This is a genomic window from Pseudanabaena sp. FACHB-1998 (genome assembly GCF_014696355.1).
Classification (GTDB): Bacteria; Cyanobacteriota; Cyanobacteriia; order Pseudanabaenales; family Pseudanabaenaceae; genus Pseudanabaena.
The window spans coordinates 50,444-67,448 of the sequence record NZ_JACJQA010000016.1 but is presented as its reverse complement, the minus strand read 5'-3'; the positions used below and the strand labels follow the sequence as shown (position 1 = coordinate 67,448).

At 35.5% G+C, this 17,005-nt stretch carries 17 protein-coding genes; 16 read left to right on the top strand and 1 reads right to left on the bottom strand.

The window, feature by feature from the left end:
* The first annotated feature begins 5 nt into the window (after positions 1 to 5).
* The 15 genes from H6F42_RS06800 to H6F42_RS06730 all read left to right on the top strand — a co-directional run bounded on the left by H6F42_RS06800 (position 6) and on the right by H6F42_RS06730 (position 14,345).
* Positions 6 to 836, top strand: a complete 831-nt coding sequence (locus H6F42_RS06800; protein WP_190398605.1) for an FkbM family methyltransferase — start codon at positions 6 to 8, stop codon at positions 834 to 836.
* 15 nt (positions 837 to 851) lie between these two features.
* The gene (locus H6F42_RS06795) at positions 852 to 1,751 is read left to right on the top strand and encodes a glycosyltransferase family A protein (RefSeq protein ID WP_190398604.1); all 900 of its coding nucleotides are present in this window, start codon (positions 852 to 854) and stop codon (positions 1,749 to 1,751) included.
* A 151-nt stretch (positions 1,752 to 1,902) separates the two neighbouring features.
* Positions 1,903 to 2,466 carry an acyltransferase gene (locus tag H6F42_RS06790; RefSeq protein WP_190398603.1) on the top strand — a complete coding sequence of 188 codons (564 nt, stop codon included), beginning with the start codon at positions 1,903 to 1,905 and terminating at the stop codon, positions 2,464 to 2,466.
* A gap of 17 nt (positions 2,467 to 2,483) precedes the next feature.
* Positions 2,484 to 3,575, top strand: coding sequence for an acyltransferase (locus tag H6F42_RS06785; RefSeq protein ID WP_190398602.1), 1,092 nt, complete (start codon positions 2,484 to 2,486; stop codon positions 3,573 to 3,575).
* A 126-nt stretch (positions 3,576 to 3,701) separates the two neighbouring features.
* On the top strand, positions 3,702 to 4,640 hold the full coding sequence (locus tag H6F42_RS06780; RefSeq protein ID WP_190398601.1) for a glycosyltransferase: 939 nt from the start codon (positions 3,702 to 3,704) through the stop codon (positions 4,638 to 4,640).
* Positions 4,641 to 4,764: 124 nt separating this feature from the next.
* Positions 4,765 to 5,763: a glycosyl transferase gene (locus H6F42_RS06775; RefSeq protein ID WP_190398600.1), complete on the top strand. Its 999-nt coding sequence runs from the start codon at positions 4,765 to 4,767 to the stop codon at positions 5,761 to 5,763.
* Positions 5,764 to 5,817: 54 nt separating this feature from the next.
* Entirely contained in the window at positions 5,818 to 6,804 is a 987-nt protein-coding gene (locus tag H6F42_RS06770; protein WP_190398599.1) for a glycosyltransferase family 2 protein, read from the top strand.
* 12 nt (positions 6,805 to 6,816) lie between these two features.
* On the top strand, positions 6,817 to 7,785 hold the full coding sequence (locus H6F42_RS06765) for a glycosyltransferase family 2 protein (protein WP_190398598.1): 969 nt from the start codon (positions 6,817 to 6,819) through the stop codon (positions 7,783 to 7,785).
* 582 nt (positions 7,786 to 8,367) lie between these two features.
* Positions 8,368 to 9,168 (top strand): class I SAM-dependent methyltransferase, encoded by an 801-nt coding sequence (locus tag H6F42_RS06760; RefSeq protein ID WP_190398597.1) that lies wholly within the window; start codon positions 8,368 to 8,370, stop codon positions 9,166 to 9,168.
* A gap of 6 nt (positions 9,169 to 9,174) precedes the next feature.
* Complete coding sequence (locus H6F42_RS06755) at positions 9,175 to 10,203, top strand: glycosyltransferase (protein WP_277873819.1); 1,029 nt, start codon at positions 9,175 to 9,177, stop codon at positions 10,201 to 10,203.
* Positions 10,191 to 11,414: a glycosyltransferase gene (locus tag H6F42_RS06750; RefSeq protein ID WP_190398595.1), complete on the top strand. Its 1,224-nt coding sequence runs from the start codon at positions 10,191 to 10,193 to the stop codon at positions 11,412 to 11,414. Before H6F42_RS06755 ends, H6F42_RS06750 begins: the two co-directional genes overlap by 13 nt.
* A 26-nt stretch (positions 11,415 to 11,440) precedes the next feature.
* A complete protein-coding gene (locus tag H6F42_RS06745) occupies positions 11,441 to 12,427 on the top strand; it encodes a hypothetical protein (RefSeq protein WP_190398594.1) in 987 nt (328 codons plus the stop codon).
* Positions 12,428 to 12,535: 108 nt separating this feature from the next.
* Positions 12,536 to 13,270 carry an FkbM family methyltransferase gene (locus tag H6F42_RS06740; protein WP_190398593.1) on the top strand — a complete coding sequence of 245 codons (735 nt, stop codon included), beginning with the start codon at positions 12,536 to 12,538 and terminating at the stop codon, positions 13,268 to 13,270.
* Between the two features lie 118 nt (positions 13,271 to 13,388).
* Positions 13,389 to 14,027: a GIY-YIG nuclease family protein gene (locus H6F42_RS06735; protein ID WP_190398592.1), complete on the top strand. Its 639-nt coding sequence runs from the start codon at positions 13,389 to 13,391 to the stop codon at positions 14,025 to 14,027.
* A 108-nt stretch (positions 14,028 to 14,135) separates the two neighbouring features.
* On the top strand, positions 14,136 to 14,345 hold the full coding sequence (locus H6F42_RS06730) for a hypothetical protein (protein WP_190398591.1): 210 nt from the start codon (positions 14,136 to 14,138) through the stop codon (positions 14,343 to 14,345).
* 6 nt (positions 14,346 to 14,351) lie between these two features.
* Here the strand turns inward: H6F42_RS06730 and H6F42_RS06725 are convergent, their stop codons facing one another.
* The gene (locus tag H6F42_RS06725) at positions 14,352 to 15,539 is read right to left on the bottom strand and encodes a glycosyltransferase family 4 protein (protein WP_190398590.1); all 1,188 of its coding nucleotides are present in this window, start codon (positions 15,537 to 15,539) and stop codon (positions 14,352 to 14,354) included.
* Between the two features lie 264 nt (positions 15,540 to 15,803).
* On the opposite strand from H6F42_RS06725, the gene H6F42_RS06720 reads away from it, so the two are divergent.
* Positions 15,804 to 16,964: a hypothetical protein gene (locus H6F42_RS06720; protein WP_190398589.1), complete on the top strand. Its 1,161-nt coding sequence runs from the start codon at positions 15,804 to 15,806 to the stop codon at positions 16,962 to 16,964.
* The last annotated feature ends 41 nt before the right edge of the window (positions 16,965 to 17,005 follow it).

Sequence of the window (17,005 nt, the reverse complement as noted above, 5' to 3'; positions counted from 1 at the left end):
TAATTATGAAACAACTACTACGTTCTCTAATTCATCGTCTAGGCTTTGAGCCACTACACTATAGCAATGACGGACTTTTACAGTCACTACTAAAGACATATAACGAGCTACGTCTGAGTGCAGGTAAGAAACAGCATTATTCGTTGTCGCTACTCCGTATTGCTTCTCTCTACCATTTAAAGCAATCACTTCAATTAAATAAAATTGATTTGCTAATTGATGTCGGGGCTAATCTTGGGCAGTTTGCTCTTGATGCTAGACGAACAGGTTATACAGGTGAAATAATCTCTTTTGAGCCTATTGCTGCCAATCAAGAATACTTGAATAATCTTGCGCTTGCGGATAAGGATAACAATTGGAAAATTATTCCTTATGCATTAGGTTCAGAGACATCAGAACTACAATTAAACGTATACAAAGATGACTCGTTTAGTTCTTTACATTCGGTTAACTTTCTGGCACAAAGTAGCTTTGGTAAAATGGTTGAGTTAGATCATGTCGAAACTGTAAAAATACATACTATTGATGAAGTTGCTGAATCATTAGGAATTAACCCAAGTAGACGTATTTTCCTAAAAACAGATACGCAAGGTCATGATGCTGAAGTAATTAAGGGAGGTCAGCAAACTTTAAATTATGTTCTCGGTATTCTTACTGAAGCTACAGTGAAACCCTTATATGATGAATGTGTGACATTGGAAGATTTAAGCAAACTACTTGCGTCAATGGGGTTTGTGTATGGAGGAATGTTCCCCATTAGTTATATTCCTGGCACATTAGAATTAATTGAATTAGACTGTTACTTTACGCGTAAGTCTGAAATAGTAGGTTCTTGATTCAAGTAATAAATTATGAATTCGTGTAGCTTACTTATTCCGTGTTATAACGCAGAGCACTATTTACCTCGATTGTGGGAAACAGTTAAAGCTCAAACTGTTCCTTTTGATGAAATTATATGTTATGACGATGGTAGTAAAGATGATACTGCTGAGGTAGCTAAATCTCTGGGGGCAAAAGTGATTGTGGGAGGTGAAAATATGGGTGTTTCACACGCTCGGAATCAATTAGCAAAAGCAAGCAGTTGCGAGTGGATTCACTTTCATGATGCAGATGATCTTCTTCACCTCGAATATCTAGAGAAGGCAAAGGATAGAATAGATAAAGATACTGATGTAATAATTTGTAATGTTGATTGGATAGATGAGCAAACAAGAGAGGTTATTATCTCTTGGAAATACAACAACGAAGAATTTCAAAGTAATTCACTTATTGCTGCGATCGCTAACCCAGTTGGGGTAATAAATGTTCTTTGTAGAAGAGACATTTTTTTAAAAGTTTGTGGATTTGATGAATCAATTTCCTGCTGGGAAGATGCCGATCTATATGTTCGTCTAGCTGGTGCAGGAGCTAGATTTGCAATTATTGAGGAAGTACTTGGCTTCTCTTTAAGACACTCAAGAGGGCTAAGTTATGATCAGCATAGATGTTGGAAATGTAGATTACATTTTTTAAAAAATTATTCCAAAACATATGAAGCTGTTGTAGATAGGGTAATCATAGATCAGTTAGAACTAGTGGCAAGAAACTTTTTAAAATTAAGAGATAAGCGTTTCGCTTTAGAAGCCCTTGAGTTTAGTCAATCATTAGGTGGTAATCCACCTCTAACTAACAACGCTTTGCTTGCTGCTCTGAAGTTTGTATTGCCTGCTTTACTAGTTATCCAGATACAGCAATTTATTAGAAAATCATAGATTATAAAGGTTTTAAAAATTTGTTTTATTCTGGATTGATTAGAAATCACATATATATTAATTTTAAGTGTAGAGATATATTTCCCAAGCTAAAAAACCTACAAATGATTTAGTGCTAATAAAACACTATTAAATTAAATAAAAAACTGTCATGCTAACCATTATTAGTAACATAACTGCAATTTCTAATTGGTATAAAATTTTGAAATTAAAGCAAATTGGTATAGATGTTGATTATAGTTGTCGCGTCGGTAAAAATATTACAGTAAAATTAGGATTTTCCCATAACAAAAAAGGTGTAATACATATAAGTTCAAAATCAGAAATTTGTAATGGGGTAAATTTAGAATGTTGGGGAGGATCTATTTATATCAATGAAAATGTTTTTATAGGACCATATTCTGTGATTTATGGTCATGGCGGAGTAAAAATTGGCAAAGATACATTAATTGCAATGCACTGCCGAATTCTATCTTCAAATCATACAATTCCAGACGCAAATACTAGAATTAGATCTCAACCAGATATTCTTTTGCCAGTAAATATTGGCGATGATGTATGGCTTGGAGCGGGCGTGACCGTCTTAGGAGGGGTAAACATTGGGGATGGATGTGTGGTAGGTGCTGGTGCAGTCGTAACAAGTGATTTACCTGCTTATGCGATCGCTGTTGGTGTTCCAGCAAAAGTAATAAAATTTCGCAAATCCACAAGTTGAAAATTTATTAGAATTATATGAATGACTCTATCGATAGAACAGCCACAGAAACGGTTAAATATAATGAAAATGCTTTCGATTTACTGAGATTAATATTAGCTATATTTGTGGTAATTACACACGGATACCTTATTGGAGGTTATGGAGTTAATGATCCAATTGAAAAGATTATGAATTTCAAATCCTCATTTAGTTTAGGTACTGTGGGAGTAATGGGGTTCTTTTCTTTGAGTGGATATTTGATTACAGCTAGCTTTGAGCGGAGCCAAAGCCCTCTTATCTTTATATATCATCGACTCTTTAGAATTATTCCAGGATTTTGGGCTTGCTTAGTAGTTACAGCATTTATTATTTCTCCAACTATATATCTAATAAACAATCAGACGTTAAGCGGTTTTTACTGGCAACAATCATTAAGCTATATTTGGAACAATATCTTAGTCAATATAAGACAGTGGAATATTGGAAACACTTTAGAAATATCTGCTTATAAAGAGTCGATTAATGGCAGTTTATGGAGTCTATTCCCCGAAATAGTTTGCTATACCTTTACATTGTTAGGAGGAATATTAGGTATATTTAAAAATAATAAAGTCCTTCTTTTGCTATTTTTTCTATATTTCTTTGCCCTTTTTGTCGTAAAAACCTCTGGATTAAATGAGGGACCTACCATTATTATGTTGAATGATATCGGTAGATTACAAGCATATACATCATATATTTGTGGTAGCATTTTATATGTTTTTAGAAAAAATATAAAAATAGATATAAAAGGCGTTTTGTTTGTTTTGATTTTAGCGATTCTAAGCCTTCGATTTGGAGGATATGAGAGAATAAGTCCGATCTTGATTTCTCTAATAATTATTTATGGGTTTCAAGCATTTACTTTTAAAATTCGTTATGATTTATCTTATGGAATCTATATATATTCTTTCCCTTTACAGCAACTTCTATACGTAATATTCGGCAATTCCTTACCTGTATTAGTGTATTTATTTTTGAGTATTCTTGTTTCTTGTATTTTAGCTTTTTTTAGCTTTAAATTTATTGAAATGCCATTTATGAAATTGAGAAAACAAATTGACAAAAAAATAAAATCTTTTATTTGATAGATTTTTAGGATTTACCCATAATGCACTTTGCTTGTTTTCATTATTTTTTTGCTAGCACTAATATATGAGGAAATACGGGACTAACTATAATTATTAGATATATTTAAAAATACATTAGTAACCATGAAAAAAATATCTGTTATTGTCTGTACTCATAATCCCAAAGAAGTCTATATTAGTAAAGTTCTTGAATCCCTGAAAGAACAAACTCTTCCTAAACAAGATTGGGAGTTGCTATTGATAGATAATGCTAGTACAAAAATGCTTTGTGGGGCAATCGATATTAGCTGGCATATAAACTCTCGACATATTAGAGAAGACCTTATTGGTCTTACCAATGCTCGCCTTTGTGGTATCAGATCATCAGTTAGTGAGATATTAATTTTTGTCGATGACGACAATATTCTTGAACCCAATTATCTTGAGAATGCCTATACAATAATGCATGAGAACCCTTCTCTAGGATCGATTGGTGGCAAGATATTACCAAATTTTGAGGTCGATCCTGAAGATTGGGTAAAAAAATTTTGGGTTTGTCTTGCACTAAGAGATTTAGGAGAAGAAGTACAGACTTATTTTTATAACAAGCAAACTTCCGATGATATGAAACATCCATTATTTGCCCCAATTGGTGCAGGCATGGTATTACGAAAAGCAGCAGCAACATTGTATGCTGACACTATCGCAAATAATCTTAATCGAAAGGCATTAGATCGAACAGGCAATAGCCTACAGTCAGGCGGAGATTGCGATATCAATCTAACTTTACTAAAAACAGGATGGGGCGTTGGATATTTTCCCCAATTAAAGCTAACTCATCTAATTTCTGCCCGCCGTTTAACAAAAAGTTACCTTGCCAGATTAAACTATGCATCATGTCGCTCTTGGATTGAGGTACTAGACTTTCATAATGTTCGACCTTGGGCGAAAATACCCGCTTGGAGTGTTTTCCCTAGGAAATTAAAATCTTTTTTCAGCTATCAGGCTTGGAAAAATCCAGAAGCATTTATCCATTGGAAAGGTTCATGTGGCACTTTCGAAGGCTTAGCTAATTTAAAGTAGTAATTTGTAAGTTTTTCATTTCATTTAACTTGAAAACGCTTGTAATATTTTTATATACTCTAATTTTTTTCGATTGATGAATGCAGACGTCTATTAAGTTAACCATACACATAATTATATAGTCATGGCAGTTTTTCTTAAGAGAACAGATTTCTACAAATTAGCAAAAAGATTAAAATTAGGTTCTTTAATTTACAGATTTTATTATGCTCCAAAGTCTTTTTTTGAAAGAATTTTCAGCAAAGGAATTGTAAATTCTTTAATCGATGAACACCAGAAATCTAATATGCAGAGAGCGGCTTATAATCTAGAGCCAATTACAAATAATCAAGTCAATTCTAACGATCTATTAAACCAACAACTTTTAGAAATTTATTTTTTAACAGGAAAAAAATTTTGGTATCAGACTTGCTTTTGTGCTTATTCAATGTCAACGCAATCAAAGGAATATAGATTAAGTCCAGTTATTTATGATGATGGTTCTCTATCCCATGAATATCAAAATGAAATTATCCGCATCTTCCCAAATGCTAAAATTAATCTTAAATCAGAGATTGATGAATGTATTAACAAGCATCTGCCACGAAGTAAGTTTCCATATTTAAGAGAACGACGAGACAATTATCCTAATATTCGTAAGTTAACAGATATCCATGTGGGTAATCATGGGTGGAAATTAATTCTTGATTCCGATATGTTATTCTTTAAGCCCCCTACAGTGATAATAGATTGGATAAGAAATCCAACCCAACCATGTTATATGCTAGATGTGCAAACATCCTATGGCTATTCGCAGGCTTTAATGGATTCATTAGCTAAAACAACCGTACCAGAACGCATAAATGTAGGTATTTGTGGCTTAAAAAGCGAGGATATTGATTGGGATGAGATAGAGTTTTGGTGTAAAACAATGATAGAACAGCAAGGTACTAGCTACTATCAAGAGCAAGCAATTATCGCCATGATTATGGCTAGGCAAACTTGTACTGTTGTCTCAGATTCAGATTACATTGTGATGCCCAAAAGAGAGGAAGTAATTCATCCAAAAGCTATACTGCACCACTACGTTTCAGATTCTAAGTCTTGGTATTTTCGCTATGGATGGAAGCAAGTAGGTAAGTAAAATGCTTTAGCCAAAAATTTTCTGTACAATCTCAATATAAAAAAGTTCCTTAATATGATTTCTATAGCAATTCCAGATCTGAAAGATTATTGTAATAATTTTCTTTTAAAAGGAGTCAGTATCCCCCTAAAATGCGTTCCTTTCTCACAAGAAGGATTGCTAAAAAAACTACCATCTTCAGAAGGTAAGAGTGGATGGCCATGGACTATAGAAACCAGTATGCCTTTACATGAAGATCTAAATTTACCAAAGATATCTATCGTAATACCAAGTTATAACCAGTGCGAATATATTGAGGAGTGTATACGTTCCGTTTTATTGCAAAACTATCCAAATTTAGAGCTTATAATCTTTGATGGAGGCTCTAATGATGGTACTAGAGAGATATTAGAAAAATATAGTCCTTGGATTAGTTTTTGGCAAAGCGAAAAGGACAACGGTCAGGGACATGCTATTAATCTTGGGTTTAGTATAGCGAGTGGAGAGTATTTTGGTTGGATAAATAGTGACGATTTTTATCTACCTCACTGTTTGTACAAAGTGGCTAAGAATTTTCTTAAGACAGACAAAGACTTTATTTATGGAGACTCTTTAATTCTCAATGAAAGTGATAAATCAGTTAGATACGATCAAAGTTTTCTGGTTCTTGATAGGTACTTAAGATTTGGTGGGATAATCCCCTCCCATTCATCATTTTGGAAAAGTAGCATTCATCAACCAATATGGGAAGAGCTAAACTGTGCGATCGATGCAGAACTATGGATGCGATTGCTCGTCAAAAAAACTAAAAGTCATATTAAGCATCCCTTAGCGATAGCTAGAGTTCAATCAGAAGCTAAATCTGTAAATGAACGTTATAAGGAGCTATGGAAAGCTGATTATGAGGAAAAAATATGGAAAGCTTACGAACCTGCTAAAATGTGGAAATTTAAATGTTATGAATTTAGACATGTTCAAAAAATCTATAAAAAATTTAACATAGTTCCGCCAAGCTCTGAATTTAGAAACCTACTCAAAAGAGATGATTTTTTATTTGTTTAAACTAAGAATAATATGAAGCCATTAGTTTCAACTATCATTCCAGCATACAATGCTGCGCCATACATATCAGAAACATTAGATTCGGCTCTATCTCAAACTTGGCAAAACATAGAAATTATTGTGGTCGACGATGGTTCTAAAGATGACACTTTAGCGATCGCCAAAAAGTACGAATCAAAAAAAGTAAAGGTAATAAACCAACAAAATAAAGGTGCAAGTGCAGCTAGAAATAGAGCTTTAAAAGAAGCACAAGGGGATTTCATTCAATATCTAGATGCGGATGATTTGTTGGCATCAGATAAAATCGAGCGTCAGTTAAAGCTTTTAGACTTTAATCCACTCTCAAATTATTCGGTGTCAGGTGAATGGGCTAGATTTTATCAAAAGCCATATGAAGCTGTATTTACGCCACAATCTTTATGGTCGGATATGTCCCCAATTACATGGCTAGTTACTGCTTGGGAAAAGAATTTGATGATGCACCCTGGAGCTTGGCTTGTATCGCGAAATATAACTGAATCGGCTGGTATATGGAATGAAAAAATATCTTTAAACGATGATGGAGAATACTTTTGCCGTATTATTCTTGCTAGTAAAGAGGTCAAATTCTGTGCAGGGGCTAAATCTTACTATCGGTCAGGTATTTCTGGCAGCTTGAGTGGATCAAAATCTCGTCAAGCTCTGGAATCGGTCTATTTATCCGTTGATTTATGTACAAACAACTTATTAGCTGTGGAAGATAGTGAGCGAACAAGGCTTGCCTGTGCTAATTTTTTTCAACGATTTATATATGAACTTTATCCAGAAGCGTATGATTTAATAAAAAAGTCAGAGGAAAAAATCAAACAATTTGGAGGCTCTAACATCAAACCTTTAGGAAGTCCAAGATTTGAATTCTTGTCGTATTTTTTGGGGTGGAAATGCGCTAAAAGAATTCAAACATGGACATATGAATTCAAGGATAATTCCTTTTTTGGTTGATAATCAATTGTAATAAACTTGGGTTGTTGTCAATTATTCAATCTAGAAAAGTTTGTTCATATAAATTGTTAGCAAAAAATTATTGAATCATTAATTGACCTTATTTAGAAAATTTTTAAGCAATTTATAAATACCTTCTATAAATTGGTAGAAAATATTTATTGTGAGAATATTTTTTAAAAGTTCGTTTGACAGTAATGGTTCAATCTAGTAAAATTTAGTAATTGAGGATAAATCTTTAAAAGTCTAACTATAATATAGTTTATTATGATTTTAGTTTTTACTAAACAACATTAGTTTTTTGCCTAGTTGCTCTTTAAGACAATTTTCAATCCTTAATATCAACTTATTGCAAATTGTTTTTCTTAGTGAATCTTAATTGACTCACGAGAAACCAAAGCTTCTAAGCATGGGCTTATGCCTTTTGTATTTCTCGTAAATGAAACAGAATTACTGCATATGCAAATGATGGTTTAGATGTAAACAGCAAAATTTTAATCAATGATCATCTATTTTATTCTAAATAAACTATATCTGATGCAATCATACAATATCTATTTTTGTGTATTTAAGTGACTGACTATGACAATAAGAGATTCACTTTCGGAAAGAATAAGTACCTATAAAAATACAGCCGAACACAATGATAGTATCTACTCTGATTTTTCTAAGCTTGTTTTAGAGTTTCCATTACTCGTTGATCATAGACAGTATATCGAAAGAAATAGCTTAGGATTTGGTGACATAGCTTTTCATTACATGTGGTATCTGATAGTTATCCACTTATTAGGACACACTACTTGTCCCAAAATATTAGAGATAGGTGTATTCAAAGGACAAACAATTTCACTTTTTGCATTGCTATCCTCTAACTTAAACTTAGATTTATCTATTGCTGCTATTTCCCCACTTAGAGGTAATCCTCTGCCTAAATCAGTCTGGGAAAGAAGAATCAAAAAAATAATTAGTTTCAAATTTCGTCAAGAGATACAATCTGGCAACTTTTATCCCGATGATGATTATTTAGAAATTATAAAACAACTCTTCATTCACTTTGATTTGGAATTTTCAAAAGTTAGAATGATCCAAGGGTTTTCAAATGAAAAACATGTGCTTGAGTCTATTGGTGAAGAAAAATTTTCATTAATATATATTGATGGAGACCATACATATGAAGGGGTAAAATCTGACATAAATAATTATGGTCATCGTGTAGAAAAAAATGGTTTTTTGGTAATGGATGACGCTAATTACTACAATCCAGGAAGCAGTTTTTGGAAAGGCTATGAAGTGGTAGCCAAAGCTTGTGATATTCTTCCTTCGTTGGGATTTGTTAATGTTTTGAATGTTGGTCACAACCGTATTTATCAAAAAGTCTTTTAACTTCTTATGGCATTATGTCGTGTTTATTTGTTAACTTACCGTAGAAACCAGTTATTGCAACGTGCTTTAAATAGTTTACTCCAGCAAACCTTTAAAGATTGGGTATGTGAGATTCATAATGATGATCCCAATGATTTTTTCCCTAAGCAATTAGTTGAAAATGTTTCTGATAATAGACTTATTCTTATAAGTCACCCTGAGAACTTAGGAGCAGTAAAGTCTTTTAATTTGATTTTCAAAGAGGTGTCAGAACCTTTTATAAGTCTATTAGAAGATGATAACTGGTGGGAGCCTAATTTTTTAGAAACAATGATTGAAGCAATGCATCATTATCCTAATGTTCAAATTGCTTGGTCAAATATGAGAATTTGGCAAGAATTACCAGAAGGTGGCTGGGAAGATACTGGAGAAAATATATGGAACTACCAAAAGAATGTTGATTTTAAGTTGTTTGATTGGGGTCAACAGCAGCAGATAATGGGAGCATTGCACTCTAACGGTTCCTCTATAGTTAGATCTCACAATGCAAGTAATTACATAGTTCCAGATGAAACTGAATTTGCTGCAATTGAACCCGTAAGGGAGAGAGCGTTTCTGTATCCCATTCTCTTAGTAACAAAAGTTTGTGCTAACTTTGCTGTAACATTACAAACATCCCGTCAAGAGAATCGTATTGCTTGGTCTCAAATGCAAGTTTTATTAGCAGCAAGTTATTTTAAAAATTTTACCTTTGAAGCTGAAAAAGCTAAAAAAGCTTGGTTAGAAGCTCGTTCCAAAAAAGCTAAATCAACATCTGTCTTATTCTTTGTAGTTTTAAATTGCCCTGATTGCTTATGGATATTAAAATATGCGACTTTGCCAGATTGGTTATTTTTTATTGCCCATAGTATAAAAAGACCATTCTTAGCTATTGAGAGTGCTAAAGCGATTAAATCTTATCCTTTGCTTTGGAGTTTCTTAGATAGACAAACAGCTCTTAGATTAAAAGAAACACAGATGAAAATAGTAATAGATACTGATGAATGTCTAGAATAGTTATTTTAATTGGAGGTCATCTTTGTAACGCTCCTCGTCCTTATAAAGAAGCTGAAGCTTTAGCTAAGAGTGGACATGATGTAACTATTGCTGGAATTTGGTTTGATCCGAATTTTATCGAACGCGATCGCCTACTCATTCTAAACAAAAAATGGAAATTTGAACCAATTGTTGATTTTCAACCAAATAATATAGTTAACAACTGGATGTTTCGTTTCCGATCGCGATTTGCTCGAGAAATATTCCGAAGATTTGGGATTTTTTCTCCTGATTTATTGGGCTATGGGGCTAAAGAAATGCTCAAGTATGCCAAGAAAGCTAAAGCAGATTTAACGATTGTTCACTCTGAAGGAGGACTTTGGGCTGGCAGCCATTTACTTGATAAAGGTTTTCGAGTAGGTGTAGATTTTGAAGATTGGTTCTCTGAAGATCTTTTAACTGATGCTAGAGCTGATCGTCCTATTAAACAATTAAAAATCTTAGAAAATAAGTTAATCAACGGATGTAGCTACTGCTTAACTACTTCTTCCGCTATGGCTAATAATTTAGCAAAAGCTTATCAATCAAACTTACCCACAGTAATTTACAATACTTTTCCTTGGGAAGAAAGAACACGAATAGATGGCAAGGTAGGCGATCGCAGAGATCCAAATTTACCTTCAATTCATTGGTTTTCTCAAACTATAGGAGCAGGTAGGGGTTTAGAGACATTATTTCAAGCCTTACCTTATGTTTGTTATCCAATAGAAATACATTTGCGTGGTAACTGTCCTAAAGATTATCGTCAAAAATTAAATCAACAAATTCCTAGTGAATGGATTGATCGCATATTTATTCACCCTACGGTTGCCAATAATGAATTACTATCTCGAATATCTGAACATGATATTGGATTAGCATTAGAAGTAAGTAATATATCAAGTAGAAATCTTACAATTACTAATAAGTTCTTTCAATATTTACAGGCTGGTCTAGCAATAATCGCTACTGATACAGATGGTCAAAGTGAGATAATTTCTGATAACTCTCAAATAGGAAAACTAGTTTTAAGTAATGACCCGATCGCTTTAGCCCAAGCTATCAATGATATGATTAGCGACCCAAATGAATTGCGTACTTATAAGCTATCATCGCTTCAGGCTGCTAGAGAAATTTTTTGCTGGGAAATTGAAGGTGAGAAGATTAGGCAACTTGTTAAGGAAATTTTATAATTAAAATAAAAGCAAACTAAAAATACATGAAATCCAGCCAAAAAGTTACCCTACAAATTAACTTAGCTCCAAGTGATTGGCTTCATGCTAAACACATATTACCGCATCAGCTAAAGCAACTAAGTAATCAAGTAGACGAAATACTTTTAACGCTGGACTTACATCGTAGTGCGGGAAGATTCGCTGTTGGCTGGGAAGATAATCTTCCGAGAATTAAGAATTTGATTGATGATATTTGTTTGAAATATTCTCACGCACATTTCAAAGAGGTTGATTACTCCGCTAACGCCAAAATTAATGTAAGTAATATGTTTTTTAAGGGACAAGATATTCCCCCTAAAGATTTTCGAGGAGGACCTTTTTATTCGTATTTCTTTGGATTGTATAGTGCTAGGTATGACTATGTATTCCATTTAGACTCAGATTTAATGTTTGGTGGGGGCAGTCAGACTTGGGTGCAAGAGGCGATCAAATTATTAAATGAAAGGCAAGATGTTTTAATATGTTCTCCTCTCCCCGGTCCCCCTACTCGTGATGGAACTTTGCGATCGCAAATAGCCTATCCTGAACCATATTATTCACCTGCTTTTAAGTTTGATACTTTAAGTACTAGACTGTTTCTGCTAGACAGAAATAGATTTATATCTCAAGTGCAGTATTTACCTGTTAAGTATGCCCATATCCAAGGAATATTTAAAGCTCTAGTGGAAGGGAATTATCCTTATAAACTTCCAGAAGAAGTTTTAACTGAGGCAATGCAGGAGAAAAATTTGTCAAGGATCGATTTTCTGGGAGCTTCACCTGGAATGTGGTCTTTACATCCTCCTTATCGCTCAAAAGAATTTTATGAAGCATTACCTCAACTTATTGAAAAAATTGAGACAGGATTGATGCCAGAATCCCAGCTAGGCGACCACGATGTTAATGATAGCTTAGTAGATTGGACTAGTGCTAGATTGAAGTTAAAGCAAAATCGTTGGTGGAAACGCTTAGTCAATCGCTGGAAAAAGTAAAAATATAAATAATGTCATAGCTTGAGTCTTAAAATTAAAGTAGTTAAGTATGATCTGTACATCCTGTAACTCTTACATCAATTTCAAAACAAATATCATAGAGCTAATATGTCTAGATTAACTTATAACCCTTGGTCTATAAGATCCTCAGTTAGATCTTATCTTGCCCATAGACTTGGCGTTCCTGAAATACCTGTTGCTTTAAATCGTCTTTCTAAATTAGGTTTTCAACCGCAACATATTTTTGATGTGGGAGCCTACGAAGGAGAATTTGCTCAATGTTGTTTAAAGATATGGCCGCAGTCTAAAATAAGCTGTTTTGAGGCTCTTGAGCATAAAGTTGCTCATTTACAGAAATTTGCATCGAAAAACCCAGCTATTCAAATTTTTTCTGGATTGTTAGGAGCGGAAATACGGGATAATGTCGCATTTAATGAATCTGAGACAGCTTCTTCTGTATTTGTGGAGAATATACCTCAGAATTTTCCAGTTTCGTTTCATTCAATGCGAACTGTAGATCAGATAGTCAAAGAAAACTTTGCAGGTCTTAGTCCTGATTTACTAAAACTAGATGTTCAAGGGTATGAATTAGAGGTTCTTAAAGGAGCTGAGAATTCTTTGGCTGGAATTAAGGTTATTTTGGCTGAGGTGAGTTTATTAGATATTCATAAAGATACTCCTTTATTAGCTGATATTGTTGCTTGGCTGAGTGACCGAGGTTGGGTAACCTATGACATATGTGGATTTATTAGGCGACCTTTGGATAAGGCTCTGTGGCAAATTGACATGATATTTGTTCCAGTTAATAGTCCTCTAAGAACAGATAAACGTTGGACTCATTAAATGCGTATTGCATTATGTATTTGATTACTACCTAAATAGAGTTGTAAAAAGCCTATCTTGGAAGCTTTTTACAACTCTATTTAGGCTGAGTAAATCCTAAAATTGAAACTTCAAATAAATGACCGATCGCTATACTTCTTACAGCATTAACAAAGCTGGTGAATCAAATTCACTCAATTATGAACAGGTATCGCTTTTTGGGGAAGAAATTGAGCGAAGTAGACGGGTTTATGATAGTGGTGCTAGCTATGAAATGGGAAGTCGGTCATTAGGGGAGTGGAAACAAGCGATCGCCAAATATCAAGAAGCTGTCCTAAAGGCGATCCCTACTACACAGACTACACTTTTTGAAATGCCTACTAGTCACTGCGATCCTCACGTAATTAGTCCTTTCAGTTTACCCATTCAGCCTGCTGAATTCTATCGCTTACCTAGTGTAGATGGGGGAGATGCTTGTATATACTTTGTTATCGATTTAGTTTCGCCCGCACAGTCACCCGTGCTATTGTATATAGGGGAGACCTGTCGTTCCAGCAAAAGATGGAAAGGGATTCATGACTGTAAGCGATATCTTACAAATTATCGAGAGTTACATATAACCCACAATCAACCAATCCAAGTTGTCATGACCTTTTGGTGGGATGCTCCTTCTTCATCTCGCCCTCGACAGCAGCTCGAAAGGAGTTTGATCGAGAAATGGCGATCACCTTTTAACAAAGAGAACTGGAGTTTTTGGGGAACCCCATTTGTTAATTAGTAGTCAGTTTTTTAGTGGTTTGCAGCGCTTTGCGCTCAAGCCAAAACAAGAAATTTTTAAAGTTTCTTTTGGTTCGTTTGATCGAAAAATAATTCAAGTAACATCATTATGTCTTTGCCTAATCCAAAATCCGTGCATGATGTTAACGAAGCATGGTTTGCTCAATTTTTTGTTGGCAGCATGGTAGCAATAGCTTTTTTAACAGTGGTTCTTTCGTGTTTGCCTTCTCAGACAGGTTCTCGTCAGCCTTTACAAAATAAGGTTTCGATGATTCCTGTAGTACTTCAAAAAGCAATGGCAATTCAAGAAAACATTTAATTTCTTCTATTCTTTTAAGACTTTGGTAAATACAGCTTCCGTTTGGGATGCTAATTTGCCCCAAGCAAAGCGCTCTTTCAGTTCTGACTGAGCATTATCGACTAAAGTCTTGGCATATCCATGATTGCTGAGAATCTCAATTATGCCTTCTGCGAGAGAGGTGGAATCATTAACTTTAGTGACAATTCCTGTTACGCCATGTCTTACGACCTCGGGTAAACCGCCAGTGTTAGATACTACCAAGGGCATTTTTGCGGCAAAGCTTTCTAAAGCAACAATGCCAAATGGTTCGTAGAGACTAGGGAATACTGCACAGTTAGCGACTGTCTGAAATTTCCAGAAATCGGCATCAGCCATAAATCCTGTGAATAATACCTTGTGATAAATTCCTAAGTCCCACGCTTGACGTTGCAAAAGTATCGAATAGGCATCACCAGTGCCAATAATCACTAAGCGCACATTGTCTTTCATCGTAGCGATTACCTTAGGCATGGCATTCAGCAAAACATAGATGCCTTTTTCAAAGGTAATTCGTCCTACATAATAAATTATTGCTTCTTCGGGTTTAGCATATTGCGCTCGGAGGGCGTGGCGATCGAACTCTAGTTGATGGGCATCGACAATATTTTGCCAACGCTCAACGCTGATGCCGTTGTAAACGACATCAGTTTTTTCAGCAGGGCAGTACAAAGCGCGTTGTAGCTCATCTTGCATGTATTCTGAGCAAACGATAACGCGCTGAGATGCTTGAGTTAAGCGGATTTCTCGATGATGAATATATCGCTGGGTGTCATTGTGAATACCATTGCAACGACCATATTCGGTGGCATGAATCGTAGAAATGAGGGGAAGTTGAAATTCTGTGCTGATGGCGATCGCAGATTCTTCGACCAGCCAATCATGGGCGTGGATTAAGTCTATGGATTGTTCAGATAACAGCGATCGCGCAAATTTCAACATATTGGCATTCATTTGCACAATCCACTGAAAAAAATCATGGTTTTCGGGAACGGGTATGCGATGGACATGGATGCCATTAACTATGACCTCAAGCGGTTCATTGTCAACGGCAACGGTGATCAGATGAACTTCATGCCCGAGATTAACTACTTCGGGATATAGCTCTGCTACATGACGAGAAATCCCTCCTATGATGCGTGGCGGGAACTCCCAAGCTAGAGCAAGAATACGCATGATATTTCAGTAATATTTATTGAGATTTGGAGAGGTAAGTTATAAGGCTTAGTTAACTATAAAGCCAAAGTAGGTTAAGCAAAATGATGTAGTTGTTACAAAAATTGAGATGATAGACTGCTTTTTTTGGCTATTGCGATAAGATCATATTTCATAAATAGTTGTTATGTATCATAAATGACCGTCAGTAGATATGTTATTCTCCCTGCATAATTTGTGATACCTTACTTGGCAATCGTATGTGAATCGTGACAGGAGGCAGAAGTGACAGATAACAAACCCAAAGAGGTACTTGAAGGCGTTGTTAAGCAAGTTGGGCAAACTTGGACAAAGGTGCAGCCACAGTTGCAAGCGCTACTACTTAAGCTTGTTAAAAGTTTGCTCCCTGCTCTGCGTAACCTGCAAACTAAGCTAGATGTATCAAGTGTCGAGGCTAGTAGTGAACTTTCTAGTAACCCTACCTTAGATAAGGTGCTAAAGACTGGGCGTACTCTTTCTGCTAAGACGATCGCTACTTTGATTTCTGCTTTAACAAAACTTCAACAAAGCTTAGAAAATCAACCTGTAGCTCTAGATGAGTCTGGTGAACCAGTCGCTTTTCTAAATGCTTCTAATGAGCCGTCCTCGGAATTAGCCCAGCAGGTTAAACAAGAATTTGGGATCGCTTGGAAATTTGTTAAAGAGCAAGTTACACCTAAAATCTTGGCATTTTTACAGCTTTCTGTAGATAAACTCGATCCGATCGCCACTAATGTTTGGCAAAAGGCTTCGACTAAAGCGGCTTCTACCCCTTCTTTGGTGGAGTCGTGGGAAAAGCTTCAGGAGAATGATGCATGGAAAAAGACGGTAACGGCAACGGCTCCCATTTGGCGCTCAATTAGTGGGATTGCTTCGCAAGTACCTCTCTCTAGTGATGTACAGCGCATTTTAGAAAAGCGTGCAGGTACAGTTGCTTTAGTAACGTTGTTTTCACTATTTTTAATTCTCAAGCCTTCTCACGCCCATAGCCAAAACATTAAGAAGGTTGCCACCGCTCCAGTCCCCATTAGCAAGGTGGCTCAAAAGCAAGCTCCTAAGGCTCCGTCAGTTAAGGATTTGGTCAAGCCCGAACGCGGCGATGCGCCTTTGACCTCTGAACAAATTGAGATCGCCAAAATTCAGACTCAAGTGTCGGAAGTGGCTAAGCAATATGGCGAGACTTTGCTGGGTTCTGTGCAGACCAATTTTAAGCGCGGACGCTTGATTGTGGCGCTTAATGAGGGCTGGTATGAGCTAGAACCCACTCAACAAGCTCAACTGGTCAACGATCTGCAAAGTAGGTCGCGATCGCTCAATTTCAAGAAATTATTAGTTGCTGATAAGGCAAATCATTTGATTGCTCGTAGCCCTGTTACTGGCGATGAAGTGATTATTTTAAGAAAGTAAATTAGTAAATAATTAAGGGTGCGCGGCTTTGCCGCGCACCC

What these genes read in the sequence shown, in the direction of transcription:
- H6F42_RS06740 (WP_190398593.1), top strand. Translation starts at nt 12,536, where the DNA reads ATGTCTAGATTAACTTATAACCCTTGGTCTATAAGATCCTCAGTTAGA.
- H6F42_RS06745 (WP_190398594.1), top strand. Translation starts at nt 11,441, where the DNA reads ATGAAATCCAGCCAAAAAGTTACCCTACAAATTAACTTAGCTCCAAGT.
- H6F42_RS06725 (WP_190398590.1), bottom strand. Translation starts at nt 15,539, where the DNA reads ATGCGTATTCTTGCTCTAGCTTGGGAGTTCCCGCCACGCATCATAGGA.
- H6F42_RS06770 (WP_190398599.1), top strand. Translation starts at nt 5,818, where the DNA reads ATGATTTCTATAGCAATTCCAGATCTGAAAGATTATTGTAATAATTTT.
- H6F42_RS06765 (WP_190398598.1), top strand. Translation starts at nt 6,817, where the DNA reads ATGAAGCCATTAGTTTCAACTATCATTCCAGCATACAATGCTGCGCCA.
- H6F42_RS06800 (WP_190398605.1), top strand. Translation starts at nt 6, where the DNA reads ATGAAACAACTACTACGTTCTCTAATTCATCGTCTAGGCTTTGAGCCA.
- H6F42_RS06750 (WP_190398595.1), top strand. Translation starts at nt 10,191, where the DNA reads ATGTCTAGAATAGTTATTTTAATTGGAGGTCATCTTTGTAACGCTCCT.
- H6F42_RS06790 (WP_190398603.1), top strand. Translation starts at nt 1,903, where the DNA reads ATGCTAACCATTATTAGTAACATAACTGCAATTTCTAATTGGTATAAA.
- H6F42_RS06780 (WP_190398601.1), top strand. Translation starts at nt 3,702, where the DNA reads ATGAAAAAAATATCTGTTATTGTCTGTACTCATAATCCCAAAGAAGTC.
- H6F42_RS06730 (WP_190398591.1), top strand. Translation starts at nt 14,136, where the DNA reads ATGTCTTTGCCTAATCCAAAATCCGTGCATGATGTTAACGAAGCATGG.
- H6F42_RS06760 (WP_190398597.1), top strand. Translation starts at nt 8,368, where the DNA reads ATGACAATAAGAGATTCACTTTCGGAAAGAATAAGTACCTATAAAAAT.
- H6F42_RS06755 (WP_277873819.1), top strand. Translation starts at nt 9,175, where the DNA reads ATGGCATTATGTCGTGTTTATTTGTTAACTTACCGTAGAAACCAGTTA.
- H6F42_RS06735 (WP_190398592.1), top strand. Translation starts at nt 13,389, where the DNA reads ATGACCGATCGCTATACTTCTTACAGCATTAACAAAGCTGGTGAATCA.
- H6F42_RS06785 (WP_190398602.1), top strand. Translation starts at nt 2,484, where the DNA reads ATGAATGACTCTATCGATAGAACAGCCACAGAAACGGTTAAATATAAT.
- H6F42_RS06775 (WP_190398600.1), top strand. Translation starts at nt 4,765, where the DNA reads ATGGCAGTTTTTCTTAAGAGAACAGATTTCTACAAATTAGCAAAAAGA.
- H6F42_RS06795 (WP_190398604.1), top strand. Translation starts at nt 852, where the DNA reads ATGAATTCGTGTAGCTTACTTATTCCGTGTTATAACGCAGAGCACTAT.